We start from the raw sequence: 24,846 nt of genomic DNA on the forward strand, positions 1-24,846 counted from the left end.
TAACTCCGGCCCTTAGCGGATCAGGCTGCGGCGCTGCTGCCAAAATCCTGATCTTCCCAGTCGTCGGCATCAAAATCGATCGCCGCCACTGGAGGCGCATAAGCCTCCGGACCACCCAGCGCGTTCTGAGCCGGATCAACCTCGCCGACGGCAAACTGCTGGACCAGTTCGCGCAGTTCCTGGGCCTGCTCGGACAGTGAGGTGGTTGCAGCAGTGGTTTCCTCGGCCATGGCGGCATTTTGCTGTGCCATCATTTCCAACTCGCCAACGGCGGTGTTGACGTCGCCCATTTGCGAAGACTGTTCCTTCATATTGCTGGCAATCTCAATGACAAGACCGGAAATCTCGGCGACTTGGTCGTTTACTTCCGCCATTGCGGTGCCGGCCTGATCCACCAGTGCAGCACCGTTTTTGACCTGTTCGGAACTGCGTGCAGTCAGCCCGTCAATCTGCTGGACTGCATCGGCGCAGCGCTGCGCCAGCATCCGCACCTCGCTGGCGACCACCGCAAATCCGCGCCCTGCTTCGCCGGCGCGGGCGGCCTCGACTCCGGCATTCAGTGCCAGAAGATTGGTTTGGAACGCGATATCCTGAATCACCTTGGTGATCTGCGAGATTTCCTGTGAGGACTCCTGCAGTTTGTCCATGGCGGCAATGGTATCCTTGACCACCGCATCACAGGATTTAACCCCGTTCTGGGCGCTGTCCGCCAATTGTTCCGCCCGGCCGGCATTGTCTGCCGACTGCTGAACATTAGCGGTCAGCTCGCTGATCGAATGGGTGGTTTTCTCCAGCGTGGCCGATTCCGCTTCGGTGCGGTGGGCCAGGTCCATTGAGGCTTCGGCGATGGATTTGGTGCTTTCGTCAACGCTGCTGGTCAATTCGCCGATGTTGGAGATTGATACGCTCAGCGCCTGCAGCGAGTCGTTCATATCCATCCGGATCGATTTGAACTCTTCCGGGAAGAACTCTTTGATCGGCTTGTCCAAACGCTTGTGCTGAAGATCCATCAGCGCTTCGCCGATGCGGCGCGCAACAGTCATGACTTCTTCGCGGCGCTGCTTTTCCTCCTCAATACGCTCTTCCTGTTTGCGCTGGGTCACAGTGCGCAGATCCACCACATTGCGGGCCACCGAACCAATTTCGTCCCGGCGGTTTGCGCCTGGCACGTCAACGTCTGTTTCGCCGCTGCCCAGTTTTTTCAGCGCGCCATTCAGAACCGACAGGCTCTTGGTCATGTCGCGTGCGATGAGCGCGCTAAGGCCAAGGACCGCAACAAGAAGCACGCCGGTGAACACTGCCATTTCCGCCAGCAGAAACTTGTTGTCCGCATCGAATCCGGCCATGTCCCGTTCCAGGTGCTCGATCAGGATCCCTTCTTTTTTCTGGAGCACCTTCAGCGCTTTGCTGGCTGCTTCAAACCACTGTTCAGCCGTCATTTCCGTCCGGGCTCCACCGTTTAGGATGCCTTTGCGGACGTCCTCGAACTTTGTCATCTCAGGCGAGGTGAACAGCCCCTTCACGGTTTCGCGGTCCTCCGCAGTTGCAAAGCCCATGAACATCGACAGACGTTCCTTGAACACTTCATGATAGGCGACAAAGGTCTCCCGGTCGGCCGGTTTCCAGCCATGCTTGAAGCCGACAGCGCCGGCAGCCCGTTCCAGCCCGGCGGCATCAATTGCGCGCATGAAGAAGGACAGCGCGACGGCCTCCTGCGAGATCACCGGATTGTCAATGGATTTTGCCAATGACAGCCCGGTTTGAATGAGGGCCGCGTTCAGATCTGTGTAGTAGGAAAGGGTCCGCTTCAGCGAGAGCGTGTGCCCGTCGATCTTTTTGCGGATGTCCTTTTTCTTGGCCAGTTCGGCCCGGGCAAATTGGATGGCCTGCACTGCCTCAATCGGGAGGAGGGATTTATCAATGTGACTGATTTCGGCCAGATAGGCCTCCATCGCGGTGTTGTTTTGCAACCGGACCTGGACCAGTTTGTCCGGCGCAGTGGTGGCAGAGCTTTCCAAATAGGAGGCGCTGAGGCCACGCTCCAGTTGCAAGTTGTGAACAAGGCTGCTCATATGCTCTATCACTTCGCCGGCCTCGGCCGTGTTGACCTGCGCGTTTTTGTTCAGCTGAAGCAGTGTCTGCCCCATGAACCACAGTGAGAGCATCAGCGGGGCAGCCACCAGAATGGCGATCTTTGTTTTGACCGGCAGATGCCCTAGAAATCGCATACTCATAGTCTGAATCCTTGCTGCAAAAATACTGTTAGTTGAATTCAGCATATTCGATATGTCTTAATATTTGCCTATTGCGCTAACCGCGGGCTGCCGCGCAGGCAGCGGGCTGATATGCTGGCGCCGGCGCACATCCGCTGCCCGGCAAAGCGTTTACTTCGCCTCGATGGGGCGCGGCACTGCTGGTTGGCCAGTTTTATTGGCGAGAAACCGCAGCATGATGGCCTGCGCCATATGAACAGCCGTATGGTCATCCAGGGCGGTGGCCTGCCCATCAGGATCGATGGCGCGCTGGTTGGCGGCATCGGGGTTGGTGGCGCACCTGGCGGCCACCTGGACGAAGCCTGCGCACGCGCCGGGCGGGATGCAATCGGCACCGAATGACCGGAGCGCAGCCTGCCATTCAGGTAGCAGGTGCCCTTACGACAGAGAGGTCTGATATGATGAAATGTGTTCTGGCTCTGATCCTGAGCGTCTTTTCAGTTTCGGCGCAGGCGCAGACTGCTCCCTCAGGGGCCGAGATCGCCAGCTATCGGGGATTGCATCGCGCCGCCCATACCGGAGATCTTGTGGAGATTGCCCGCCTTATCGCGGCGGGCGCCGACCTTAATGCCCAGGACCGCCGGGGCCGCACTCCCGCCCATGTCGCGGCCTATGCTTCACACGATGACGCCCTGCGCGCCTTGGCTGAGGCGGGGGGCGACATGAATGCTCTGGAGGAGCAGGCTTACGACGTGGTGACCATTGCTGCGGTGAACGACGACCCTGAACTTATGTCGCTTGCCATCGAACTGGGCAATGACCCGGGGCTTACCACCAGCCCCTATGACGGCACCGCTTTGATCGCCGCCGCCCATTTGGGACATGTCGAGGTGGTCCGCCGCCTGATCGATGCGGGTGCACCGCTTGATCATGTCAACAACCTGGATTGGACTGCCCTGATTGAGGCCGTGGTTCTGGGCGATGGAGGATCAGATCACCAGGAGGTCGTCCAACTGCTTGTGCAAGCCGGTGCAGATCAGAGCATAGGCGACCGCGACGGTGTCACACCAATTCAGCACGCCAAGGCGAGGGGGTTTGAGCAGATCGTTTCCATTCTGTTGCCCCGCAATTGATATTTCGCAGCGCCCTGCAACCGGTTCTTGCAACGAAGCGCAACAGATGGGCGACAGCAGCATCGCTTCACCAAGATGCAAAATCAGCGAGATCTGCAAGGAGTCCGGTGCCGCTGGCCAAAATGGAAGTTGTTCCCTGTTCAGATATTTGCACCCATGTTCATATGGGGAAGTGTGAAACTAATCTTCGGACTCTGATGGATGGGGCAGGGCGGCTCTGAAATCCCTTATTTTATTGGGGGTCTGGGGTAGTGTCAGATTTTGTAGCACTGGTTGCAGCACCGAGTTTCGTAGCTGAGGCTTGGATTGTGTTTTTGTAACACAGATCAGACGCAGATTCGCGACCAAAACCCCAGAACGTAAAGCCTTCTGATGGAGTTGATAAGCTTCCCCGGCAGATCGGAAATCAATGCATCCTGACCCTAGCGGTGGCCCAAATGCCCACTTCGCGTTGGGTGATTTCTATTTTGGCCTTCAAAAGTACATAGCCGGCCTGTTTGAGGAAAAAAGTTGAGCCTGCTGACCCTTACCCAACGTGCGGGATCTCACTTAGGGGCACGTTGCTTGAGCGCATGGCTCTCAGGCTTTCACAAGGCAGGCCGAGTTGAATCGTCCCCATTTTTATTTTTCGCTCAAGGGCCACAGGTTCGATCCCGAAGTAGTCCTTGGGCATTTGTCGGAATGGGATTTCTTCACACCCATCATGGCGGGCCAACAGCAACATCAGTGTGGTCATAGGTGTCTCAATGCCCCCTCAGCTTCAGCTCTTTCTCGGCGGCAGGGTAGTGGTCCGGCAGTGCTCGAAATGGGGCGCTGGAACTTGGGGCGAAAAAAGTGCTACACGGCGCCGTCGGTGCTACATTCTGTAGCACTGCACTCAAAAACGGGGCTAAATCGGGCCGGAACAAGGAAAACGCGCGAAATGGCGAATCCAAGAAACCAAGAAAATTCAGGGTTTTCCGACGTTCGGCGTGCTGCACGCCTATCCATTGCGCCGATGATGGATTGGACGACGTCCGATTGCAGGTATCTGCACCGGCTCTTGAGCCGGGAGGCGCTTCTGTACACCGAAATGGTGACCGCGCCGGCACTGGTGCGCGGCGGGGCGTTGCATTTGCTGGACTTCAATACCGCCGAACATCCCGTTGCTTTGCAGCTTGGAGGGTCTGACCCGGACGAATTGGCAGAAGCCGCGCGGCTCGGCGAACAGGCGGGGTATGACGAGATCAACCTCAACTGCGGCTGCCCCAGTGACCGGGTGCAATCCGGCGCCTTTGGTGCGGTGCTGATGCAGACCCCGGAACTGGTGGCAGATTGCGTCGCAGCGATGCAGGCAGCTGTGAAGGCCGAAGTCACTGTCAAATGCCGCATTGGTGTCGATGAGCAGGAGCCGGAAGAGGTGCTGCCGGACTTCCTGGACAAAATCCGCGCGGCGGGCTGCCAGCGGGTGACGATCCACGCTCGCAAGGCTTGGCTGAAGGGGCTTTCTCCTAAGGAAAACCGGGACATTCCACCCTTGGATTATGATCTGGTGCATCGGATGAAGGCGGCGTTTCCTGATCTGCATATCTCGATCAACGGCGGTATTGCGACGCTGGCCGAGGCCAAGGCGCATCTGGACCGCGGTCTGGACGGGGTGATGGTGGGCCGCTCGGCCTATCACCAGCCGGCCGGGGTTCTCTGTGCTGCGGACCCGGAGATTTTCGGGACGGGTTCTGTAAGCGATCCTGCTGAGGCGGTGATGCTTATGCTGCCTTACATCGAAGAACGGCTCGGCAACGGCGCTAAGCTGAACCAGATCACCCGGCATATGCTGGGGCTGTTTGCCGGCCGCCCCGGCGCGCGGCAATGGCGGCGGATGCTGTCCGAGGGGGCCTGCCGCGCCGGGGCCGGGCCGGAACTGGTGGAGCAGGCGTTGGCGCAGGTGGAGGACCGCGCGGCTGCATGACGCGGCGGCTCGCAGGCTATAGCCTTGTGCAAGCGGATTGCGGCGGCTAACCCTTTGCCGGTGAAGCCAGCCCTGAGGTGCCCTGCATGACTGATCCTGCCCTGACCGCCGCCCTATTGCCAGCGCCTGCGATAATGATGCAGATGGCAGGGCTGCTGCTGGTGATCGGCGCATTCGCCGGGGTTCTGGCAGGGCTATTGGGGGTTGGCGGCGGCATCGTGCTGGTACCGGGCTTTTTCTATGCCTTTCAAACACTTGGATATGGCGGCGATCAGCTGATGCAGATCTGCCTTGCGACCTCACTGGCGACCATTATCGTGACCTCTCTGCGCTCGGTTCTGAGCCATAACAGGAAGGGCGCGGTGGATTGGCAGATTCTGCGCAGCTGGGGCTTTGGCATTGCGCTGGGGGCGATCATAGGCGTTCTGGCAGTGTCCTCCTTGCGCTCCACCGTGCTGCAAGGGGTGTTTGGCGGGATGGCACTGGCGATCGGCTGCTACCTGGGGCTGGGCCGCGCCGACTGGCGGCTGTCTGAAGCCATGCCTAAGGGGGCCAAACGGCTTATGCTGTCTCCCTTGGTCGGGTTCCTGTCGGTGCTGATGGGCATCGGCGGCGGCAGCTTTGGAGTCCCTTTGATGACCCTGCACGGGGTGGCGGTGCATCGGGCGGTGGCGACCGCCGCAGGCTTTGGCGTGATCATTGCCGTGCCGTCGGTCGCGGGGTTCCTGCTGTTGGATCTGGACCCGGCCACGCGGCCTCCGTTCACCGTCGGGGCCGTTAATCTGGCGGCGTTTTTCATTGTGATCGCGATGACGCTGATCACCGCGCCCTGGGGCGTGAAGCTGGCCCATGCAATGGATCCCAAACCGCTGAAGCGGGTGTTCGGGGCCTTTCTGGTGCTGGTGGGGCTCAACATGCTGCGCAAGGCATTTGGATATTGAAGGCTATGAATACGCAATTCGAACAGTTTCAGGGCAAGGGCTGGGTGCGCTTCGCCCAGGACCGCCAAGTGGTGGCTTGGGCCGCGGATGCGTTGCAGCATGGCATCCGGTCGCTGGACGACCCGGCCTGCGCTGAGTGGTTCCAGTGCGAACGGACCTGGTTCATTGGGGTCGATGCGCTGCCGAATGACGCTGCGGGCCGTCTGCCGGACGGGCCGCCGCTGTCAGGCGTGCCGGTGGAGTTCATTACGCAGAACCTTGGCGCGATCCCGGACCTGCACCGGGCGCAGGTGTCTTCGGTCTTTCCCGGCTATCCGCGGCCGCGTCCGGGCGAGGGCGAGGCGGCCTTCCGCTACCGCGTCAAACGCGATGCGGCGCATGTGGACGGGGTGAAAATGTTTGGCGAGCACCGCCGCCGCAAGGTCGAGGAGCCGCACGCCTGGGTGCTGGGAATACCGCTGAATGAAAGCAGCCCCGATGCCGCGCCCTTGGTGATCTGGGAGGGCAGCCACCACATCATGCGCCGCGCCTTTACTGCCGCGTTTGAGGGGTTATCGCCAGAGGACTGGGCGGATGTGGATGTGACCGACGCCTATACGGCTGCGCGCGCCGAGGTGTTCGAGACCTGCCTGCGGATCACTGTGCATGCCAAGCCCGGTGAGTCTTATCTGATGCACCGGCTGTGCCTGCACGGGGTTGCACCCTGGGGCGCGGCGGCAAATGCGCCGGAAGAGGGCCGCATGATCGCTTATTTCCGCCCGGAGCTGGCGGATTGGACCAAGGGGTGGCTGGCGGAGGGGTGAGCTGCCGAATTTGATATAAACACTGACAGTCAAAGAGCATTGACCTTGGAGCAAGATGAAAAGGGTAATTCTTCCACTTTTATTGTTGGTGGCCCTTGTGCTGCTGGCTTACCAGTCCTTGATCGCTTGGGATGTGCGCAATACGAAACACTTCTATCGCGCCTATAGTTATTTTTTGACTGATGCCGCAGCGCTTGGGTGTCTTCGTAAGGAGACGCTGATAAAGGCTGCAAAGGCGAGGGGCTGGGGTTATGAAGATAACCGCCAGCCTCCGTACCGCTCCTGGTCGCCGGACGAATTTCTGGAAACACTCAGAGTGTTTGTGGAACCCCAGCTGAATTTTGCAAAAGAACCGGGTGTTACGCTTTTCTTCGATGACGGGGGTTGCTTGATCTCGTAGCAGGCTGACGGCCGGTTTTGTCAAATGAGTAGCTAAGTGCCGAGAAACGCCCGGAACAAGCCGCAGGCGCCGGGCGAGCGCCTGCCCGTCCCGGCGGGCTGGCGCTTTTGAGAGGGCGGTTCGGCATTTCAGCCGGGGATTTGCATTGCAGGGATAAAGCGGCAGTATCCAGTCTTTGAGGCGCCATCCCACGGGCAGGCGCTCGCCCTCTGATTTGATGATATGGCTTGGTAACACATTGGCTTTTTTGGTAAATGTGTCTGGGTTTGTTAAAGGTACAGGCTTTGCGAATAGGTCAGCAATTCTGCCTGAATGTTTCGCGCGCGAAACATTGGGTCAGTACTTATTCCGCATGATTTACAGAGCCTTACCCAGCCGCGCGCCGCGTTAGCTGCGCTTTAACCGGGCGCTGCGGCCGCCGCGGCGCTTGACCAGTTTGCTGGCGCGTTCCGGCAGATCGTCCATGATGCCGGCGCGGTCCTCGTTGGTCATTTTCGACCAGTCGCGGATCTCGTCAATTGTGCGGTAGCAGCCGGTGCAGATGCGCGACTCGGGGTGGACGACGCAGATCTTGATGCAGGGGCTTTGGATCTCGTCCCGTTTCCATACGTCGTCAGTCATCATTCACCCGTTCTTCAAATGCCGCATCCGGTCCAATGCCCCCTGAAGAATATAGGAGGCGGCGACGTGGTCGATAACCTCTGCGCGGCGTTTGCGTGTCGTATCTGCCTCAAGAAGCGCTTTTTCTGCCGCAACGGTGCTGAGGCGTTCGTCCCAGAAACCAATAGGCAGTTCGGTGAGCCGGCCCAGGTTGCGGGCGAAGGAGCGGGTGGATTGGCAGCGCGGCCCCTCAGAGCCGTCCATGTTGCGGGGCAGGCCAAGGACGATCCCGCTGATGTCACGCATCGTGATGATTTCCAAAAGGCGGGCGGCGTCCAGTGAGAACTTCTTGCGCTTTACAGTTTCCAGCGGCGTGGCCACAGCGCCGATGCGGTCGGAAACGGCGACGCCGATGGTCTTGGTGCCAAGGTCCAGCCCCATCAGCGCGTGCATCGGCGGCAGGGCAGCGGCGAAATCTTCGAAAACATCGTGGATCATTCTGCAAGTCCCGCCTGTGCTGCGATGGTTTCCAGCAGCGCCAGTGCCTCCTGATCGGCGGCAAAGGCATCACGGGCCTCGCCATAGATGGTGCGGGCACGGTCGGTGTCGCCGAGAACCGAGAGGGCGCCGATGAGGCGGGCCCATTCTTCTGCCGAGCCGCCTTCGGTTGCCAGCCGGTCCGACAGCCGGGTGACCATGCCGCGGATCATCTCCTGCCGGTCCTCAGCGCTGAGTTCGCTGGCGCCGGCCATATCCTCGGCACTGGGGCCGGGCAGGGCGGGGGCGGTGGCGCCGCCGGGTGCAATCGGCTGGTACTCAACACCGGCGCGAAAGGCCATCTCCTCGATCTGGCCTTGAATGCCTTTAATCCAGGGGGCGTCCGCGGGGCCTGCACGCAGGGTTGCCGCCCATTCGCGGTAAGCCAGGTCCGGGCGGCCGATCTGGCCCAGCATCAGGCCCCAGTAATAACGGGCAGGCCCGTGTGCGGGATCAATGGCGCGGGCTTTCTGAAGGTCGGTCTGCGCCTCGGGCGAGACATAGCCGCCGGCGGCCATGATCTTCAACTCGGCCAGTTCAGTGAAGTCGCGGGCATTGACCTGACCCTCTGCCAGCCGGATGTAACTGGTCTTGGCAGCATAGGCGGCCTTGAAATTGCCAAGGTTCGCCTCGTGCTGCGCCAGCAGGGCCTGGCCTTGGGCATCCTCCGCGCGTTCACTAGCCGTCTTGCGCAGTTGCTCCACCAGTGTGACGTAACCTTCCTCGACCTGCGGTTTGGGCAGGGCGGGCACTTCGGCCTCAGCCTCGGTTTGGGAGGGGCGGTTTTCGGCGCGTTGGCCTGCCAGCTGGATACGGTCCTTCAGGCCCAGGTCGCCATAGCCCGGCGCGCCCAGCTGCCAGTAGATCCCCAGGGTGCCGCCGGTGATCAGCAGCGCTGTTGCTATGCCAAAGACCAGCGATAGGGTTTTAGGCTGCGAGCGTCCCGATTGCGCCTGCTGCAGCTGGGTATCGGCGGCCAGGATGCGGCGGGAAATCTCGGTGCGGATCCGGTCGGCGTCGCCTGCATTGATGACGCCGCGGGCAAGGTCCTTGTCCACTTCGCGCAGCTGCTGGCGGTAGACACGCAGGTCGTAGGCCGCGGCGGGTTCGCCCAATGTGCGGGCGCGAATAAGGATCATGGCCAGCAGAAAGGCTGCCGAGAACGCGATAAGGGCGGTGACTGTCCAGAAAATCATGCCGTCTCCGAAGTTTGGGTTGCATCTATATGCGGAGGCGGATGAACAAAAGGGCCAAACTGCCGCGCCCGGACGCCTCCCGTCGGATTGCGACCGTTTTTTATGTCGCAATAACGCAGAAACAGGGCGATAAACGGCACTGGTCTGTTATGCATTTCAGGCATACCCGCTACCAGACACGAACCATCGGATTCGCTCATGAAACGCTATTCAGCTTTTGCCGTCGCGCGGGAAGCCCTGCGCTATCACACCGGATGGGAGCGCGCCTGGCGCTCGCCTGAACCCAAACGCCATTATGATGTTGTCATCGTCGGGGCGGGCGGGCATGGCCTTGCCACTGCCTATTACCTGGGCAAGAATTTCGGCATTACCAATGTCGCAATTATCGAGAAGGGCTGGCTGGGCGGCGGTAACACCGGCCGGAACACCACCATCATCCGCTCGAACTACCTGCAGGACCCGTCCGCTGCGATCTATGAAAAAGCGCGCAGCCTGTATGAGACCATGTCGCAGGATCTGAACTATAACGTGATGTTCAGTCCGCGCGGCGTGATCATGCTGGCCCAGACCGAGCATGAGATCCGCGGCTACAAACGCACTGCGCATGCCAACCTGCAGCAGGGTGTGCCGACCGAATGGATCACCCCTGAGCGGGTCAAGGAACTGGTGCCGATCATCAACCTGCACGGTCCCCGTTACCCGGTTCTGGGCGGCTTGTGGCAGGAACGCGGCGGCACCGCCCGTCACGATGCGGTGGCCTGGGGCTATGCGCGGGCCTGTTCCGACATGGGCATGGACATCATCCAGCAATGCGAAGTCACCGGCGTGCGCACCGAGAACGGCCGCACCGTGGGTGTCGACACCACCAAGGGCGCGATCGACTGCGACAAGATCGGCATGATCGTTGCGGGTAATGCTTCGGTTCTGGCCGAGCGGGCGGGCTTCCGTCTGCCGATGGAATCGGTGGCCCTGCAGGCGATGGTCTCCGAGCCGATCAAACCCTGCATGGATGTGGTTGTGATGGCCAACACCGTGCACGGCTACATGTCCCAGTCCGACAAGGGCGAGATGGTCATTGGCGGCGGCACCGACGGGTTCAACAACTATACCCAGCGCGGATCGTTCCACCATATCGAGGAAACCGTGCGCGCCCTTGTTGAGACCTTCCCGATGGTGTCGCGTCTCAAGATGCTGCGCCAGTGGGGCGGCATTGTGGATGTGACCGGCGACCGCTCGCCGATCATCTCGAAAACGCCTGTGCAGAACTGCTTTGTCAACTGCGGCTGGGGGACCGGCGGCTTTAAGTCGATCCCGGGGTCCGGCTGGGCGATGGCAGAGCTGATGGCCACCGGCCATTCGCCGCTGACCGAGGAGTTCTCGATGATGCGCTTCAAAGAAGGCAAGTTCATCGACGAGAGCGTCGCTGCGGGTGTGGCACACTGATGCCGCGCGCCGCCGCAAAATTCTTCGAAGAATTTTGCCAAGGATTTTTGAAAATCCTTGGCCCCCAGTTGGAGAGGTCCGCACAATGCTGATCCTTGAATGCCCTTACTGCGGCGTCAAAGCCGAAGAAACCGAACTGGCCGCGGGCGGCGAAGCGCATCTGAAGCGTTTCGGCCCCGGTTCCTCGGATGATGAGTTCCATGACTACCTGTTCATGCGCGAAAACCCCAAAGGCGTTCATTTTGAACGCTGGCGCCATGCCAATGGCTGCGGCAAGTGGTTCCACGCCGCCCGCTGCACCATGACGCTGGAGGTCTTTGGCACCTACACCGCCCAGACCGCTGTGCCGACGCAGGAGATCATGGACAAGATCACCGCAAAACGCCCCGGCTGGTCCTGGCGCGAATTCTCGGACGGTCAGAAATGATCCGCCGCCTGACTGAAACACCTGCTTTTCTTTTGAAAGGTCTGCGCACATGAGCACGCGTCTTGCCAAGCATGGCCGGCTGATCGACCGCTCCAAACAGATCGCCTTCACCTTCAACGGCAAATCCATGAAGGGTTTTGCCGGCGATACCCTGGCGTCCGCCCTTCTGGCCAACGGCCAGGTGATGATGGGCCGCTCGTTCAAATACCACCGCCCGCGCGGCGTTGTCGCATCCGGTTCGGAAGAGCCCAATGCGCTGATGCAGCTGGGTGTGGGCGACCGTTACGAGCCGAACCAGCGCGCCACCACCACCGAGCTGTTCTCGGGGCTGTCGGCGAATTCGCAGAACCACTGGCCCAGCCTGGAGTTCGACGTTCTGTCGATCAACAACAAGCTGTCGCGGTTTCTGACGGCTGGCTTCTACTACAAGATGTTCATCCACCCGCGTCCGCTGTGGAAGCATGTGTATGAGCCGATCATCCGCAAATCCGCCGGTCTGGGCAATGCGCCTGACGCCGAGCTGAAGGATGCCGACACCTACGAGCACTTTTACTTCTTTGCGGATGTGCTGGTGATCGGCGGCGGCGTTGCCGGCCTGCAGGCGGCCAAGGCGGCTGCGGCCACTGGCGCCAAGGTGCTGGTGATGGAGCAGAACAACCATTGGGGCGGCCGGGCACCGGTCGACGGCGGCACCATTGACGGTGAAGCCCCTGACGCCTGGATCGCCAAGACCCTGGCCGAGCTGGGTGCGATGGAGAACGTCACCCTGCGCGACCGTTGCATGGGGTCGGGTGTCTATGACCACGGCTATGCGCTGGGGTATGAGCGTCTGACCGACCACGCGCCGGGTCAGGGCGGCCCGCGCCACCGTCTGTGGCGGGTCCGTGCCAGCCAGATCGTCACCGCAACCGGTGCCATTGAACGGCCGCTGTCCTTTGCGGGCAACGATGTGCCGGGTGTGATGCTGGCCGGTTCGATGCGCGACTATGTGGTGAACTGGGGCGTGAACCCGGGCCAGAAGGTTGTGGTTGCCACAAACAACGACGACGCCTATCGCACCGCATTGGTGCTGCATGAGGCCGGGGTCGAAGTGGTCCGTGTAGTTGACACTCGCGAAACCGGCGGCGGCGAACTGATGGAAGCTGTCCGCGAGAAGGGCATCCGGGTTGAGCTGGGCCGTGCCATTGCCAAGGTGAAGGACGGCAAATGCGTGACCCAGGTCTCCATCTGCGCTCAGAACGGTGAAGGCGGCGCCCGCGAAGACGTCGAAGCAGACGCGGTTGCCATGTCCGGCGGCTGGTCACCGGTGGTCCACCTGTGGTCCCACTGCGGCGGCAAGCTGAATTGGGATGACAAAAACGCCAACTTCCGCCCCGATGCCTCGCGTCCGCCGCTGGGCCATGACGGCAACGGCTTTGTGGTTCCGGCTGGTGCCGCAAACGGCGAATTCGGCCTGGGCGCGCTGCTGGAAGACGCGGCTGCGGCCGGCGCCAAAGCGGCTGAGGCTGCTGGCTTCCCGGCGAAATCCGTGGCGGCTGCCAAGGGTGTCTCTGAGAATGAGGCGCAGATGGAAGCGGTCTGGCTGATGCCGGCCAAGGCGGACATCAAGCTGCGCATGAAGTCCTGGCTGGACTATCAGAACGACGTCAAGGTCTCCGACGTGCAGCTGGCTGCGCGCGAAGGCTATGAAAGCGTCGAGCACACCAAGCGTTACACCACGCTGGGCATGGCGACCGACCAGGGCAAATTGTCCAACATCAACGGTCTGGCGATCCTTGCGGACGCGCTGAACTCGGAAATCCCGTCGGTGGGCACCACCACCTTTCGTCCGCCGTACCACCCGATCTCGATCGGTGCGATTGCAGGTGAAGCACGGGCCGAGATCTTCCAGCCGGTGCGCAAGACACCGATCTATGACTGGATGGACAAGAACGGTGCGGATTGGGAACCGGTTGGCCAGTGGCGCCGTCCGTTTGCCATCACCAAGCCGGGTGAAGACCGTCATGCCGCGGTGAACCGCGAGGTGAAGAACACCCGCGAGAACCTCGGCCTGCTGGATGCCTCGACCCTGGGCAAGCTGATTGTCAAAGGGCCGGATGCGGGCAAGTTCCTGGACATGCTCTATACCAACATGATGTCCACGCTGAAGGTCGGAAAATGCCGCTATGGCCTGATGTGCTCGGAGAATGGTTTCCTGATCGACGACGGCGTTGTTGCCCGCATCGACGAGGACACCTTCCTGTGCCACACCACCACTGGCGGTGCCGAAAGCATCCATGGCCACATGGAAGAATGGCTGCAGACCGAATGGTGGGACTGGAAAGTCTATGTTGCCAATGTGACCGAGCAGTATGCGCAGGTTGCCGTGGTCGGCCCCAACGCCCGCAAGGTGCTGGAAAAGCTGAACGCGCAGGCCGGTGGCGGCATGGATCTGTCGAAAGAGGCGCTGCCGTTCATGGAATGGCGCGACGGTCAGATCGGCGGCTTCGATGCCCGTGCTTACCGGATCTCCTTCTCGGGCGAGCTGTCCTACGAGATCGCGGTTGCGGCCTCGGAAGGCCAGGCGTTCTGGGATGCGCTGATGGAAGCAGGCAAGGAATTCGGCGTCATGCCTTACGGCACCGAGACCCTGCACATTCTGCGCGCCGAAAAAGGCTTTATCATGATCGGCGACGAGACCGATGGCACCGTGATCCCGCAGGATCTGGGTCTGCATTGGGCGCTGTCGAAGAAGAAGGAAGACTATCTGGGCAAGCGCGCGCAGCTGCGGTCCCACATGGCGGATCCCGATCGCTGGCAGCTGGTTGGCCTGGAAACGGTGGACGGTTCGGTGCTGCCCGACGGCGCTTATGCATTGGGTGAAGGCGTCAACGCCAACGGCCAGCGCAACATGATCGGCCGGGTGACCTCAACCTATCATTCCGCGACCCTGGGCCGCGGTATCGCCATGGGCCTGATCAAACACGGCACCAAGCGGATGGGCGAAGTGGTTGAATTCCCGGGCACTGACGGCAAGACCTATAAGGCCAAGATCGTTGATCCGGTCTTCTACGACAAGGAAGGGGAAAAGCAGAATGTCTAAGGCTGTTTCCGTACTGAACGGCGCGCAGTTCTCCGGCCTGGCCAAGGTCGAGGATGCAGGCCTGCAGGGTATGATCACCCTGCGCGGCGATCTGGAGTCATCGGTTCTGAAGGCGGCTGTCAAGGCCGCCACCGGCGCCGAAGTTCCGGCCCGGGGTTCCATCACGGTTGCCGAAAACGGTGCCGCTGCATGGATGTCGCCGGACGAGCTGCTGCTGCTGGTGCCCTATGAGGATGCGGTTTCCAAAACTGCTGAATTGGCAGGGGCGCTGAAAGGCGAACACGCGCTGGCGGCGAATGTCTCTGACGCCCGTGCCTTCTTCCGCCTGTCGGGTGAAGGTGCGCGCGAGGTGCTGGGCAAAGTGAGCCCGGTGGACTTTGACGCAGCGGCATTCAAGGCAGGCCAGTTCCGCCGTTCGCGCCTGGCACAGGTGGCTGGCGCCTACTGGTTGAACGAAGACGGCAGTTTTTACATCGTCTGCTTCCGCTCTGTCGGCGAATATGTGTTCAAATTGCTCAGCACGGCGGCGCATCCGCAAAGTAAAGTGGGTGTTTACTAAAGTTTTCACTCGCTTTTTGCTTGTGACGCCATCACGCGTCATTTACGGTGCCCTGGAGACCTTCCAGGGCATCTTTTTTTGTTTTTCACTTCCCCGGAAGTTTACATTTTTACGATTGCAACTGTTTGATTTGATACCCTTTCTTTCAAGTCGGGGTAGGTTTTGTGACGATGTTTCAGGGAGCGGCTGATGGGTCTGCCGGCATGCGGAATTTTAGCACTGGCTATTTCACTGTCCGGGGGCGGGGCAGTGGCCGAAACAAGCTTTCGTTGCGATCTGAAACCGATTTCCGGCGTTACTTGGGTTCCCGGCCGGATTACCGTGCATTTTTCCGATGATTTCACCACTGCAAAGGTCACTGATGCGGCGTTTGGTGTGTCAGTTGCCGCTAAGGTTTCGCAGCGCAGCGAGACATCTTATGCGATCAGCTGGTCATTGCCCGGGCTTGCTGTGCTGACGGACAACGGGCAGGCAAAGCCGCGCTTCAGGGCTGTTCTGAACACCGCAAACCTGAAGATGAGCATTCAATCAATCCGCCCCGGCAGCACAGAGCAGCCGCCGCGCGGTTCCGGAACGTGCCGCCGGGAGCCGTCTTTGTCGCTGCTGGCCCAGAACCACATCGGTTGGAACTAGGCGGGTAATCTAAGGCCCGGCGGGGCAGGCTATGGGCTGCAGCGCAACTGCAGATTGCCGTTGCATCGGAGCCGCTATCCCTGCATCACTGCACAGCAAAAAAATGGAACCATCTAATGAAACGATATCTATTGGCTGCATCCATTCTGCTGTCAGCCGCGTCCGCCGCAGCGGCGGGAGGAAAAGACACCATCACATATGATTGCGCGATGAAGGTGTTCACCAACAATGGCTGGATTGCCCCGCGGGTGCTTGTCATGTGGGACGGAGAAAACCAGATCTGCGCAGATCTATGACGGGTATATACACAAACTGGTCGGAGAGCCTATTCCGGCTAAAGTCTCGCCACGAAACGAAATTTCCTACAACTTGGACTGGCGGGTGAATAACATTCCGGTCAGCAATGCCCGAATGACGCTTGATGGATTGTATTCAGCTGTTTTGAATACCAAGCAGAACACTCTGTCGATCCGCGGCGTCATCACGGGTGTCGCCAATCAGCCGCGTGGCAAAGGTAAATGCATCGTCAAAAATGGCTGAGGCCGGCATCGCGCCAGCCGGACCAGGCTGGCATCGCCTTTTTTGCACATAGACCTTGCGCGGAAATGGGGCCTTGGCTCTTGACCTGATAGCGCGCGCACAGCATGTATCTGCGCAGGAACGCAAACTTTTTTCACAGGGGGCCCAAATGGCTTTTGAACTTCCCGATCTTCCTTATGCACACGACGCCCTGGCTGCCAAAGGCATGTCGGCCGAGACCCTGGAATACCACCACGACCTGCACCACAAGGCCTATGTCGATAACGGCAACAAGCTGATCGCCGGCACCGAGTGGGACGGCAAGTCGCTGGAAGAGATCATCAAAGGCACCTATGACGCCGGTTCCGTTGCCCAGAACGGTATCTTCAACAACATCTCGCAGCTGTGGAACCACAACCAGTTCTGGGAAATGATGGGCCCGGGCGCCAGCGCAATGCCGGGTGAGCTGGAAAAGGCGCTGGTCGAGTCGTTCGGCTCGGTTGACGAGTTCAAGTCGCAGTTCTCCGCAGCAGGCGCCGGCCAGTTCGGTTCCGGCTGGGCCTGGCTGGTTAAGAACGCCGACGGGTCGCTGGCAGTGACCAAAACTGAAAACGGCGTCAACCCGCTGTGCTTCAACCAGACCGCACTGCTGGGCTGCGATGTGTGGGAACACTCCTATTACATCGATTTCCGCAACAAGCGTCCGGCTTACCTGACCAACTTCCTGGACAATCTGGTGAACTGGGAAAACGTCGCCTCGCGGATGTAAGTCCTGAGCGGCATGAATTCTGGAGCGCCCGGTCATCCGACCGGGCGTTTCTTGTTTGGACCGGCGGCTGGCGCGTATTGCGCACGGCCCGCCGGAACGGGGGAACGGTGATGACAGAGGCAGCCAAGGGCATACTGGCAATGGTCTCGGCCTGCGTGGTCTGGGGGCTGTCGGGGATCTACTACAATGCTTTGTCGCATGTGCCGCCGGAACAGGTGCTGTCGCACCGGGCATTGTGGTCGTTTCTGTTTTTTGCCGGCGTGCTGCTGTTTCAGGGCCGGATCGGCACCTTAACGGCAGCTTTCACCAGCAGGCGGAGCACATTGTTTCTGGTTCTCGCAACAGCGATGATCTCGCTCAACTGGTTTGTGTTCATCTCTTCAGTGCAGACCGGTTATGCCACCGAGGCGAGCCTGGGGTATTATATCTTTCCGTTGCTGAGCGTACTGCTGGGGCGGCTGGTCTTCGGTGAGCAGCTGACCCGGGCGCAGGTCGCGGCAGTCGGGCTGGCGGCACTGGCGGTTGCGGTGCTGTCTTTCGGGCTGGGCGCAGCGCCCCTGATCCCGCTGGTGCTGGCGGTTAGCTTTGCCCTTTATGGCGTTGCGAAGAAACAGATTCCATTAGGTCCGGTGGTGTCTGTCACCGCCGAAGTGCTGCTGATCCTGCCAGTGGCGCTGGCAGTGATCTGGTTCACCGGCGGTGCGGGTTTTCTGGACGGCACTTTGACCGCTGTGATGCTGGCGTTTTCCGGCATCCTGACCGGGCTGCCGCTGATCCTGTTCAGCTATGCCGCCAAACGGGTGCGGCTGGGGACGGTGGGTGTGTTGCAGTACCTGAACCCGACGCTGCAGTTCCTGGTAGCAGTGCTGATCTTTGCCGAGCCATTCACCCCCTGGCACAGCGCCGCCTTTGCGCTGATCTGGAGCGCAGTTGCGGTGTTCTCGTTCTCGGCCCTGCGTCAGGAACGTGCGTCGCGCAGGGCGGCAATGGCCGCGACCGGGGTGTCAGCCCAGATCAGATAATCCGCGGTGTCCTGACCGGCAAAGCCCTGGCTGACGATATGGTCCAGCAGGTCGCGCAGCTTGTCCCAGTAACCAGCGGTGTTCAGAATCACGATGGGCTTACCGTGCAGGCCCAGCTGGCGCCAGGTGAGCGCCTCGAACAGCTCATCCAGCGAGCCGGCGCCGCCGGGCAACACCACCACCGCATCGGCGTTCCACAGCATGACCTTTTTGCGTTCATGCATGGTCTCGGTGACGACATAGGTGCTGAGATCGGATTTGCCGACTTCGCGTTTTTCCAGGTGGCCGGGGATCACGCCAAAGGTTTCGCCGCCCGCGGCCTGGGCGGCGCGGGCGATCTCTCCCATCAGTCCGACATCGCCGGCGCCATAAACCAGCCGCATCCTGTTTGCAGCGAGTGCAGTGCCAAGATCCTGTGCGGCTTGGGCATAGTCGGGCAGCGCTCCGGCACGGGAGCCGCAATAGACACAGACGGATTTGATGCTCATCGGCCAGCCTTTCCGTGGAATTTCAAAGTGAAACGCAATTGGTGTTTTGACCCGTGATAGCGGGATTGGTAGGTTTGCTCAACTAAGCGGAAGGTAACATTCCGCAAATGCCGAAGGGATCGAAATGGCGGAAGCATCTGGAAGCGGGGGCCTGGGGGCCCTCACAATTGGCGGTATTGCCGGCGTGGCCGTGGTGCTGGGCGGCGTGGTGCTGTTCCAGCTTGGGGTGTTCGGCAGCGGCCAGCCAGGCAGCGGGACGGCGGACGGGCAGGCGGGCGGCCAGGCTGCAAATGGCGGCGCCGCATTCACGGGGGATGGAGATGAGTCCGGCCAGCCGCTGCAGAACCGGCCATGGACCGAAGCTGACGATGCGGAAACTGAAACTGCAGTTACGGCTCCTGACGCCTCCGGTGATGAGGCTGAACCTGGCACCCCGTCAGCAGCCGCGACGGCTGCGGACCCGGAACCAATGCCGGAGGCCGCCGCTGTAGCAGGATCTGCTGAAACAGCGGCTGCTGACAGCCCGGCGCAAGTTGAAGAGCAGCTGGTAACTGCTGAGTCTGAAACTGAAATTCCCCCAGATCAAACTACCGGGGCAAAGGCGCAGCCGGAACAGATCGCCTTGGCCGGACCTGCAGCTGATGCGCCGGACGCCGGTCAAGCGGCACCGCAGGCGCCAGATGCCGAGGACGGTGTTTTTGTTCTGGAGGCTCCCGAACTGGATCTGGTGCGAGTCGATACTGAGGGTGCAGCAGTGATTGCAGGGCGCGCGCAGGCGGGGGTGCGCGTTTCGGTCTTGCTGGACGGCGAAGTGCTGGAGCAGCTGGAAGTGCCGGCGGGTGGTGAATTCGTCTCATTAACCACGATTGAGCCGAGTGGTGATGCAAGGGTGGTGTCGCTTCTGGCCGAACATGACGGGCAGACAAACGCCTCGGGGGCGTCGTTTATCCTGGCGCCTGCGGGTCCGGTTGCGCCCGTTGCAATGGCGGATGCAGCCGCCCAGACGGCGCAGCCTGCAGAAACCGGAGCTGCACAGGCAGAGGTTGCGGAACCTGACGTCACCGCGCAAACTCAGGAACAAGTTGCGGCCCTGGACCCTGCAGCGGAGGGTGACGCGCAGCAGCCTGCTGCCGAAGCCTGGGTTGCAGGAACGCCGGGTGCAGGCAACACTGTGGCGGGCACGGGGCAGTCAGCAGATACGTCCGGAGCTGAGGCATCGGCTACTTCAGCAAGGGTTGTGCCAGCCGGCGAACCCGAGGCGCCGCAACCGCAGGGCCAGACCGTGGCCGTTCTGAGGGCGGATGCGGATGGCATCGAGGTGGTGCAGCCGGCAATTCCTGCCGATCCGGCGTTGATTGACGAAGTGGCATTGGATTCAATCAGCTACAACGGCAGCGGCGGGGTTGAGCTGTCGGGACGGGCGCAGCCGCAATCACAGGTGCGGGTCTATGTCGACAACCGGCCGGTGGCCGAGCTGGGCGCCGCGGCAGACGGGCGCTGGAGCGGCCGGCTGGAGGATGTGGCGCCAGGCATTTACACGCTGCGCCTGGACGAGGTCGAACCGGCAAGTGGGGCTGTGGTCAGCCGTCTGGAAACCCCGTTCAAACGCGAAGCGCCCGAAACGCTGCCGCAACCGGGCGGCGACGCAACGCCGGATCAGCCGGTGCCTTTGGTTCAGGCAGTAACAGTGCAGAAGGGCGATACGCTTTGGGCGATTTCGCAGCAGAAATACGGCAGCGGTTTTCTGTATGTCCGGGTTTTTGAGGCCAACCGCGGTGCGATCCGCAATCCCGACCTGATTTATCCGGGGCAAGTGTTTACTGTTCCGGAGTAACACCAAAGAACCGCGCCCCTGCGGCGCGTTTTTCCTGTCCGCCCCTCGCAAATCCGTGAACAGGTGAATATCTGAAGGGGTCAAGCCAGGAACCGCCATGACCCAGACAGACCAGGCCGCCGCGCCGCTGCAAGCCGAAACCGCCGAAGACGAACGCCGCTCCGGCCTGCGCACCTTACGCAGGGTGGGGCCGTACCTGTGGCCCAAGGATAACCGCGCCGTGAAGGTCCGGGTGGTGCTGGCACTGGCGGTGCTGGTCCTGGCCAAGCTGATCGCGGTCTATACGCCGATGCTGTACAAGGACGCGGTCGACAGCCTCGCCGGGGAGGGCGTGCCGCCGCTGGCTTTGGGCGCCGTCGGGCTGACAGTGGCCTATGGCATGTCGCGGGTCCTGACCACTGGCTTTCAGCAACTGCGCGATGCAATCTTTGCCCCGGTCGGGCAGCGTGCCCTGCGGCGTTTGGCGTTGGAAACCTTTACCCATATCCACCGGTTGTCGATGCGCTATCACATCACCCGCAAGACCGGGGGCCTCAGCCGGATCATCGAGCGCGGGGTGAAGGGCGTCGAATTCCTGCTGCGGTTCATGCTGTTTTCCATCGGACCGCTGATCCTGGAGCTGACGCTGGTGGCGGTGATCCTGACGGTGCTGTTCGACGCCTGGTATCTGGCAGCCGTGGCCGGGACCATCACGCTTTATGTCTGGTTCACTTTTGCGGTGACCGAATGGCGGGTGAAGCTGCGCCGCGAGATGAACAAGCAGGACACCGACGCCAATCAAAAGGCAATCGACAGCCTGCTGAACTACGAGACGGTCAAATATTTCGTTGCCGAGGAACGCGAGGCGGCGCGTTATGACGGGGCGATGCGGGGCTATGCGCAGGCGGCGCTGAAAACAGCCTATTCGCTGGCAGCGCTGAATTTCGGCCAGAGTATGATTATTACTGCGGGCCTTATCGGGGTCATGGTGATGGCCGCGATCGGCGTGGAACGCGGCGCGCTGACGGTCGGCGATTTTGTCATGGTCAACGCCTATATGATCCAGATCACCGTGCCGCTGAACTTCCTGGGCACAGTTTACCGCGAAATCCGCCAAAGCCTGGTGGACATGGGCGAGATGTTCGATCTTCTGGAGCAGCCCGCCGATGTAAGCGACCGGCCGGGGGCTGGCGAGCTGCAGGTCAATGGCGGCCGGATCACGCTGGAGGATGTGCGGTTTTCCTATGATGCCGGACGCGAGATCCTGAAAGGTGTCTCGCTGGAGGCGGAACCCGGTCAGACCGTGGCCATCGTCGGCTCTACCGGATCAGGGAAATCGACCATCGGACGGCTGCTGTTCCGCTTTTACGACGTCACCGGCGGCGCGCTGAAGATCGACGGGCAGGACGTGCGCGACGTTACCCAGAAAAGCCTGCACCACGCGATTGGTGTGGTGCCGCAGGACACCGTGCTGTTCAACGACACGATCCGTTACAACATCGCCTATGGCCGCGACGGGGCCACTCAGGCCGACGTGGAGCAAGCGGCGCGCGACGCGCAAATCCATGACTTCATCGCAGCCCTGCCAGAGGGCTACGGCACCCAGGTCGGTGAGCGCGGACTGAAACTGTCGGGCGGCGAGAAGCAGCGGGTTGGCATTGCCCGCACATTGCTGAAGAACCCGCCGGTGCTGCTGCTGGACGAGGCAACCTCGGCACTGGACACCGACACCGAGCAGGACATCAAGGAAGCGCTGGCGCGGGCCGGGCAGGGACGCACCGTGATCACCATCGCACACCGCCTGTCAACCATTGCTGAGGCGGACCGGATTGTGGTGCTGGAACAGGGAGAAATTTCCGAGACCGGCACGCACGACGAACTGCTGGCGCAGGATGGCCGCTATGCCCGGCTGTGGCAGCGCCAGCAGGCGGAAAAGGACACGGCCTGACGGTAAGCTGCGGAAAGGGCAGCGAGCGCAAATCGCTCACGGAAAAAGGCCGGTTAAGCAACCGGCCTTTCCTGTTTTGTGCAGTATTAAACCGGACTTAGAAATCGTCCCAGCCTGCGTTTGCTGCTTTGGCTGGCATCGGAATTGCTGAATCGAATTCGATATCTTCACCATGTGCGCTGGGACCTGCCGGCGCTGTGTCTGCTGATGGGCTGCGCGCGGCCGGGGCGGCCAGCCCGGCAATTTTGAATTGAGCCACAACCTCTGCCAGCTTACCCGCATCGGTGTGCAGCATGTGGCCGGCAGCGGTGGCTTCTTCGACCATGGCGGCATTTTGCTGGGTGACTTGATCCAGCTGGCTGACGCCGGTGTTGATCTCGCTCAGGCCGGTCGACTGCTCGGCAGCGCCTTCGGCAATGTTGGACACCAGTTCCGAGACGGTGTTGACGCGGCCCACAATGCTGGTCAGCGCCTCGCCGGTTTCCCCAACCAGATCGACCCCTTGTTTCACATGTTTGGAGCTGTCGCCGATCAGTGTCTTGATCTCGGTTGCCGCATCAGCAGAGCGCTGCGCCAAAGCCCGGACTTCGGAGGCGACAACGGCAAAACCCTTGCCGGCTTCCCCGGCTCGGGCAGCCTCGACACCTGCATTCAGGGCCAGAAGATTGGTCTGGAAAGCGATATCGTCGATGACCGAGATGATCTGTGAGATTTTGGCCGAAGACTGCTCGATCTCGTTCATTGCGGTAACCGCGTTTCGCACCACTTCGCTGCTGCCTTCGGCTTCCTCGCGGGCTTCCTGCATGGTGTGCTCGACGTCGCGGGCACCCTCGGCTGAGGATTTTACCGAAGACGTCAGCTGTTCCAGCGCGGCGGCGGTTTCTTCCAGCGTGGCGGCCTGGCTTTCTGTGCGGTTCGACAAGTCGTCCGAGGCGGTGCTGATTTCGGTTGCGCCGTTGTGGATGCTGCTGGTGGCCGAGATCACCTGTGTGATGGTTTCCTTCAGCGTAGCGACTGTTGTGTTGAAGCTTTGGCGCAGCTGATCATATTCTTCCGGAAACACCTCGACGATGGTGCATTCGAGATCGCGGTTGGAGAGGCGGGCGAGGTTTTCTTCAAGCTTGCCGACGACGGCTCCGCGGTCGGCGATGCGGCTGGCCTCGATGGAGGCGAGCTTGTCTTCAGCTTCTGCCAGCGCAGCACGGGTTTGTTCCATTGCACGGCTGAGCTTACCGGCTTCGGTGTTGGACTGCAGATACGCCGGCTCAAAATCGAATTCCCTGCGGGAGAGTCTGTCAAGGTCTGCCTGAAGGGCGCCGAACTGCCTGGTGAATGCCATGATCAGGCGCAGACCGATGGTGCCGCTGAGAACCAGCGACACGGCGACCGCAGCCAGGGTGAGGATCAGTGCCTGGCGGGCATTGCTTGCTTCCTCAACTGTGAGGGCAATCATTGCACCGGTGACAGTGTTTTCCACATCCCTGAGAGAGCTGACCCAGCGGGTTGCCCGGTCAAACCAGTTTTGCGACGTATACCCCGGTGCCGGGTTGCCCGGGCCTGCATCCAGAACTTCGGCGCGGATGCCGGGCAGCCCGGTTGCCTCCAGGCCCCCACGGATACCCAGCTCCGGCATCAACCCGTCAAAGGCAAGGCCTGCGATGTCGAGAAGCTGTTTCTCCACAGCTGCGGTTCCGGTGAACCAGCGGTAGATGTTCGAATTGAAACTGCCCTCGCCAAAGCCGGATGCCCCCGCAGCCCGCTGCTGGCCTGCAGCTTCCTTGGCGTAGGCCAGGCTGACCAGGCCGGCGCTGTATTGCACCACTTCTGCGTTCTTCATTTGCAGCAGCTGTGCGCTGGTATCCCGTAAAAGGCTGGCAATCATTGCGGAATAGCGGGCACCCATCTGACCTGGTGTCAATGTCTGAGCGGTGACGGAGTCACGCAGCGCGGCAAGCTGCTCCAGGTTCTTCAGCGTGGAGGCTGCTGTCTGCGGCACATTTTGCGCCGCCCCGTCCACCTCGGCTCTGGTGCTGTTCAGGTCAGCTGCACCCGATTGGTTGCCCGAGGACAGATAAACTGCGGACAGGCCGCGCTCAACCTGCAGGAAGTGGATGACTTTCATCAATGCAACGGATTCGCTGGTCTGTGCCCGCGAGGATTGCGCACTTTGGTAGCGGTCCCAATCCGACAGAGCCTTAAAGCTTCCGATACCGGCGAGCGCGATGAATGGGATAGCGATAAGTGCCAGGATTTGCGATCGTAATGACATTTCATTTCCTCAACAAGAAAACACGCAAAGAGGGATGCAGTACACTTAGATGCATCTCTGACATGTAATAAATAACATTTTGTGAACTGCGGGAGGGGCGGAA

The 24,846-nt window shown here is 60.8% G+C and carries 24 protein-coding genes; 17 read left to right on the forward strand and 7 right to left on the reverse strand.

Annotated elements, in window-relative coordinates:
- Positions 1–20: 20 nt before the first annotated feature.
- Positions 21–2,234, reverse strand: coding sequence for a methyl-accepting chemotaxis protein (locus K3724_RS08380; protein WP_259991763.1), 2,214 nt, complete (start codon positions 2,232–2,234; stop codon positions 21–23).
- Positions 2,235–2,465: 231 nt separating this feature from the next.
- Here K3724_RS08380 and K3724_RS08385 point away from each other — a divergent pair, with 231 nt between their 5' ends.
- Together K3724_RS08385 and K3724_RS08390 are read left to right on the forward strand one after the other, a co-directional pair.
- Complete coding sequence (locus K3724_RS08385; RefSeq protein WP_259991764.1) at positions 2,466–2,615, forward strand: heme-binding protein; 150 nt, start codon at positions 2,466–2,468, stop codon at positions 2,613–2,615.
- A gap of 56 nt (positions 2,616–2,671) precedes the next feature.
- The gene (locus tag K3724_RS08390; protein ID WP_259991765.1) at positions 2,672–3,346 is read left to right on the forward strand and encodes an ankyrin repeat domain-containing protein; all 675 of its coding nucleotides are present in this window, start codon (positions 2,672–2,674) and stop codon (positions 3,344–3,346) included.
- A gap of 526 nt (positions 3,347–3,872) precedes the next feature.
- Here the strand turns inward: K3724_RS08390 and K3724_RS08395 are convergent.
- On the reverse strand, positions 3,873–4,082 hold the full coding sequence (locus tag K3724_RS08395; RefSeq protein WP_259991766.1) for a hypothetical protein: 210 nt from the start codon (positions 4,080–4,082) through the stop codon (positions 3,873–3,875).
- A 261-nt stretch (positions 4,083–4,343) separates the two neighbouring features.
- Between K3724_RS08395 and dusA the strand changes: the two genes are divergently transcribed.
- From dusA to K3724_RS08415, 4 genes are all read left to right on the forward strand, one after another.
- Entirely contained in the window at positions 4,344–5,294 is a 951-nt protein-coding gene (gene dusA / locus K3724_RS08400; RefSeq protein WP_259991767.1) for a tRNA dihydrouridine(20/20a) synthase DusA, read from the forward strand.
- Between the two features lie 86 nt (positions 5,295–5,380).
- Complete coding sequence (locus tag K3724_RS08405; RefSeq protein ID WP_259991768.1) at positions 5,381–6,235, forward strand: sulfite exporter TauE/SafE family protein; 855 nt, start codon at positions 5,381–5,383, stop codon at positions 6,233–6,235.
- A gap of 5 nt (positions 6,236–6,240) precedes the next feature.
- Positions 6,241–7,038, forward strand: a complete 798-nt coding sequence (locus K3724_RS08410; RefSeq protein WP_259991770.1) for a hypothetical protein — start codon at positions 6,241–6,243, stop codon at positions 7,036–7,038.
- Between the two features lie 55 nt (positions 7,039–7,093).
- Positions 7,094–7,438, forward strand: coding sequence for a hypothetical protein (locus K3724_RS08415; protein ID WP_259991772.1), 345 nt, complete (start codon positions 7,094–7,096; stop codon positions 7,436–7,438).
- Positions 7,439–7,825: 387 nt separating this feature from the next.
- Here K3724_RS08415 and K3724_RS08420 read toward each other — a convergent pair whose 3' ends face one another.
- Genes K3724_RS08420 through ccmI form a run of 3 tightly spaced genes read right to left on the reverse strand, consistent with a single transcriptional unit; the run spans position 7,826 to position 9,771 of the window.
- The gene (locus tag K3724_RS08420) at positions 7,826–8,059 is read right to left on the reverse strand and encodes a DUF1289 domain-containing protein (protein ID WP_259992598.1); all 234 of its coding nucleotides are present in this window, start codon (positions 8,057–8,059) and stop codon (positions 7,826–7,828) included.
- A 3-nt stretch (positions 8,060–8,062) separates the two neighbouring features.
- The gene (ruvX, locus tag K3724_RS08425; RefSeq protein WP_259991774.1) at positions 8,063–8,536 is read right to left on the reverse strand and encodes a Holliday junction resolvase RuvX; all 474 of its coding nucleotides are present in this window, start codon (positions 8,534–8,536) and stop codon (positions 8,063–8,065) included.
- Positions 8,533–9,771 carry a c-type cytochrome biogenesis protein CcmI gene (gene ccmI / locus K3724_RS08430; protein WP_259991776.1) on the reverse strand — a complete coding sequence of 413 codons (1,239 nt, stop codon included), beginning with the start codon at positions 9,769–9,771 and terminating at the stop codon, positions 8,533–8,535. Before ccmI ends, ruvX begins: the two co-directional genes overlap by 4 nt.
- A gap of 198 nt (positions 9,772–9,969) precedes the next feature.
- Here ccmI and K3724_RS08435 point away from each other — a divergent pair, with 198 nt between their 5' ends.
- From K3724_RS08435 to rarD, 9 genes are all read left to right on the forward strand, one after another.
- A complete protein-coding gene (locus tag K3724_RS08435; protein WP_129371094.1) occupies positions 9,970–11,214 on the forward strand; it encodes a sarcosine oxidase subunit beta family protein in 1,245 nt (414 codons plus the stop codon).
- 85 nt (positions 11,215–11,299) lie between these two features.
- Positions 11,300–11,641, forward strand: a complete 342-nt coding sequence (locus K3724_RS08440; protein ID WP_259991778.1) for a sarcosine oxidase subunit delta — start codon at positions 11,300–11,302, stop codon at positions 11,639–11,641.
- Positions 11,642–11,690: 49 nt separating this feature from the next.
- A complete protein-coding gene (locus K3724_RS08445) occupies positions 11,691–14,723 on the forward strand; it encodes a sarcosine oxidase subunit alpha family protein (protein ID WP_259991780.1) in 3,033 nt (1,010 codons plus the stop codon).
- Positions 14,716–15,282 carry a sarcosine oxidase subunit gamma gene (locus tag K3724_RS08450; protein WP_259991782.1) on the forward strand — a complete coding sequence of 189 codons (567 nt, stop codon included), beginning with the start codon at positions 14,716–14,718 and terminating at the stop codon, positions 15,280–15,282. The genes K3724_RS08445 and K3724_RS08450 overlap by 8 nt, the downstream gene beginning before the upstream one ends.
- A 249-nt stretch (positions 15,283–15,531) precedes the next feature.
- Positions 15,532–15,915 (forward strand): hypothetical protein, encoded by a 384-nt coding sequence (locus K3724_RS08455; RefSeq protein ID WP_259991784.1) that lies wholly within the window; start codon positions 15,532–15,534, stop codon positions 15,913–15,915.
- 116 nt (positions 15,916–16,031) lie between these two features.
- Positions 16,032–16,211: a hypothetical protein gene (locus K3724_RS08460; RefSeq protein WP_259991786.1), complete on the forward strand. Its 180-nt coding sequence runs from the start codon at positions 16,032–16,034 to the stop codon at positions 16,209–16,211.
- 115 nt (positions 16,212–16,326) lie between these two features.
- Positions 16,327–16,455, forward strand: a complete 129-nt coding sequence (locus K3724_RS08465; RefSeq protein WP_259991788.1) for a hypothetical protein — start codon at positions 16,327–16,329, stop codon at positions 16,453–16,455.
- 148 nt (positions 16,456–16,603) lie between these two features.
- On the forward strand, positions 16,604–17,203 hold the full coding sequence (locus K3724_RS08470) for a superoxide dismutase (RefSeq protein ID WP_129371089.1): 600 nt from the start codon (positions 16,604–16,606) through the stop codon (positions 17,201–17,203).
- A 110-nt stretch (positions 17,204–17,313) separates the two neighbouring features.
- Positions 17,314–18,225 (forward strand): EamA family transporter RarD, encoded by a 912-nt coding sequence (gene rarD, locus K3724_RS08475; protein ID WP_259991790.1) that lies wholly within the window; start codon positions 17,314–17,316, stop codon positions 18,223–18,225.
- Here the strand turns inward: rarD and K3724_RS08480 are convergent.
- Complete coding sequence (locus K3724_RS08480) at positions 18,162–18,713, reverse strand: TIGR00730 family Rossman fold protein (RefSeq protein WP_259991792.1); 552 nt, start codon at positions 18,711–18,713, stop codon at positions 18,162–18,164. The genes rarD and K3724_RS08480 overlap by 64 nt on opposite strands.
- Before the next feature lie 124 nt (positions 18,714–18,837).
- Here K3724_RS08480 and K3724_RS08485 point away from each other — a divergent pair, with 124 nt between their 5' ends.
- Positions 18,838–20,547 (forward strand): LysM peptidoglycan-binding domain-containing protein, encoded by a 1,710-nt coding sequence (locus K3724_RS08485; RefSeq protein ID WP_259991794.1) that lies wholly within the window; start codon positions 18,838–18,840, stop codon positions 20,545–20,547.
- A gap of 97 nt (positions 20,548–20,644) precedes the next feature.
- Entirely contained in the window at positions 20,645–22,474 is a 1,830-nt protein-coding gene (locus tag K3724_RS08490; protein ID WP_259991795.1) for an ABC transporter ATP-binding protein/permease, read from the forward strand.
- Positions 22,475–22,571: 97 nt separating this feature from the next.
- Here the strand turns inward: K3724_RS08490 and K3724_RS08495 are convergent, their stop codons facing one another.
- Positions 22,572–24,743, reverse strand: a complete 2,172-nt coding sequence (locus K3724_RS08495) for a methyl-accepting chemotaxis protein (protein WP_259991797.1) — start codon at positions 24,741–24,743, stop codon at positions 22,572–22,574.
- Positions 24,744–24,846 lie beyond the last annotated feature (103 nt).

The sequence above is a fragment of the Leisingera sp. M658 genome (genome assembly GCF_025144145.1).
Lineage (GTDB): Bacteria > Pseudomonadota > Alphaproteobacteria > Rhodobacterales > Rhodobacteraceae > Leisingera.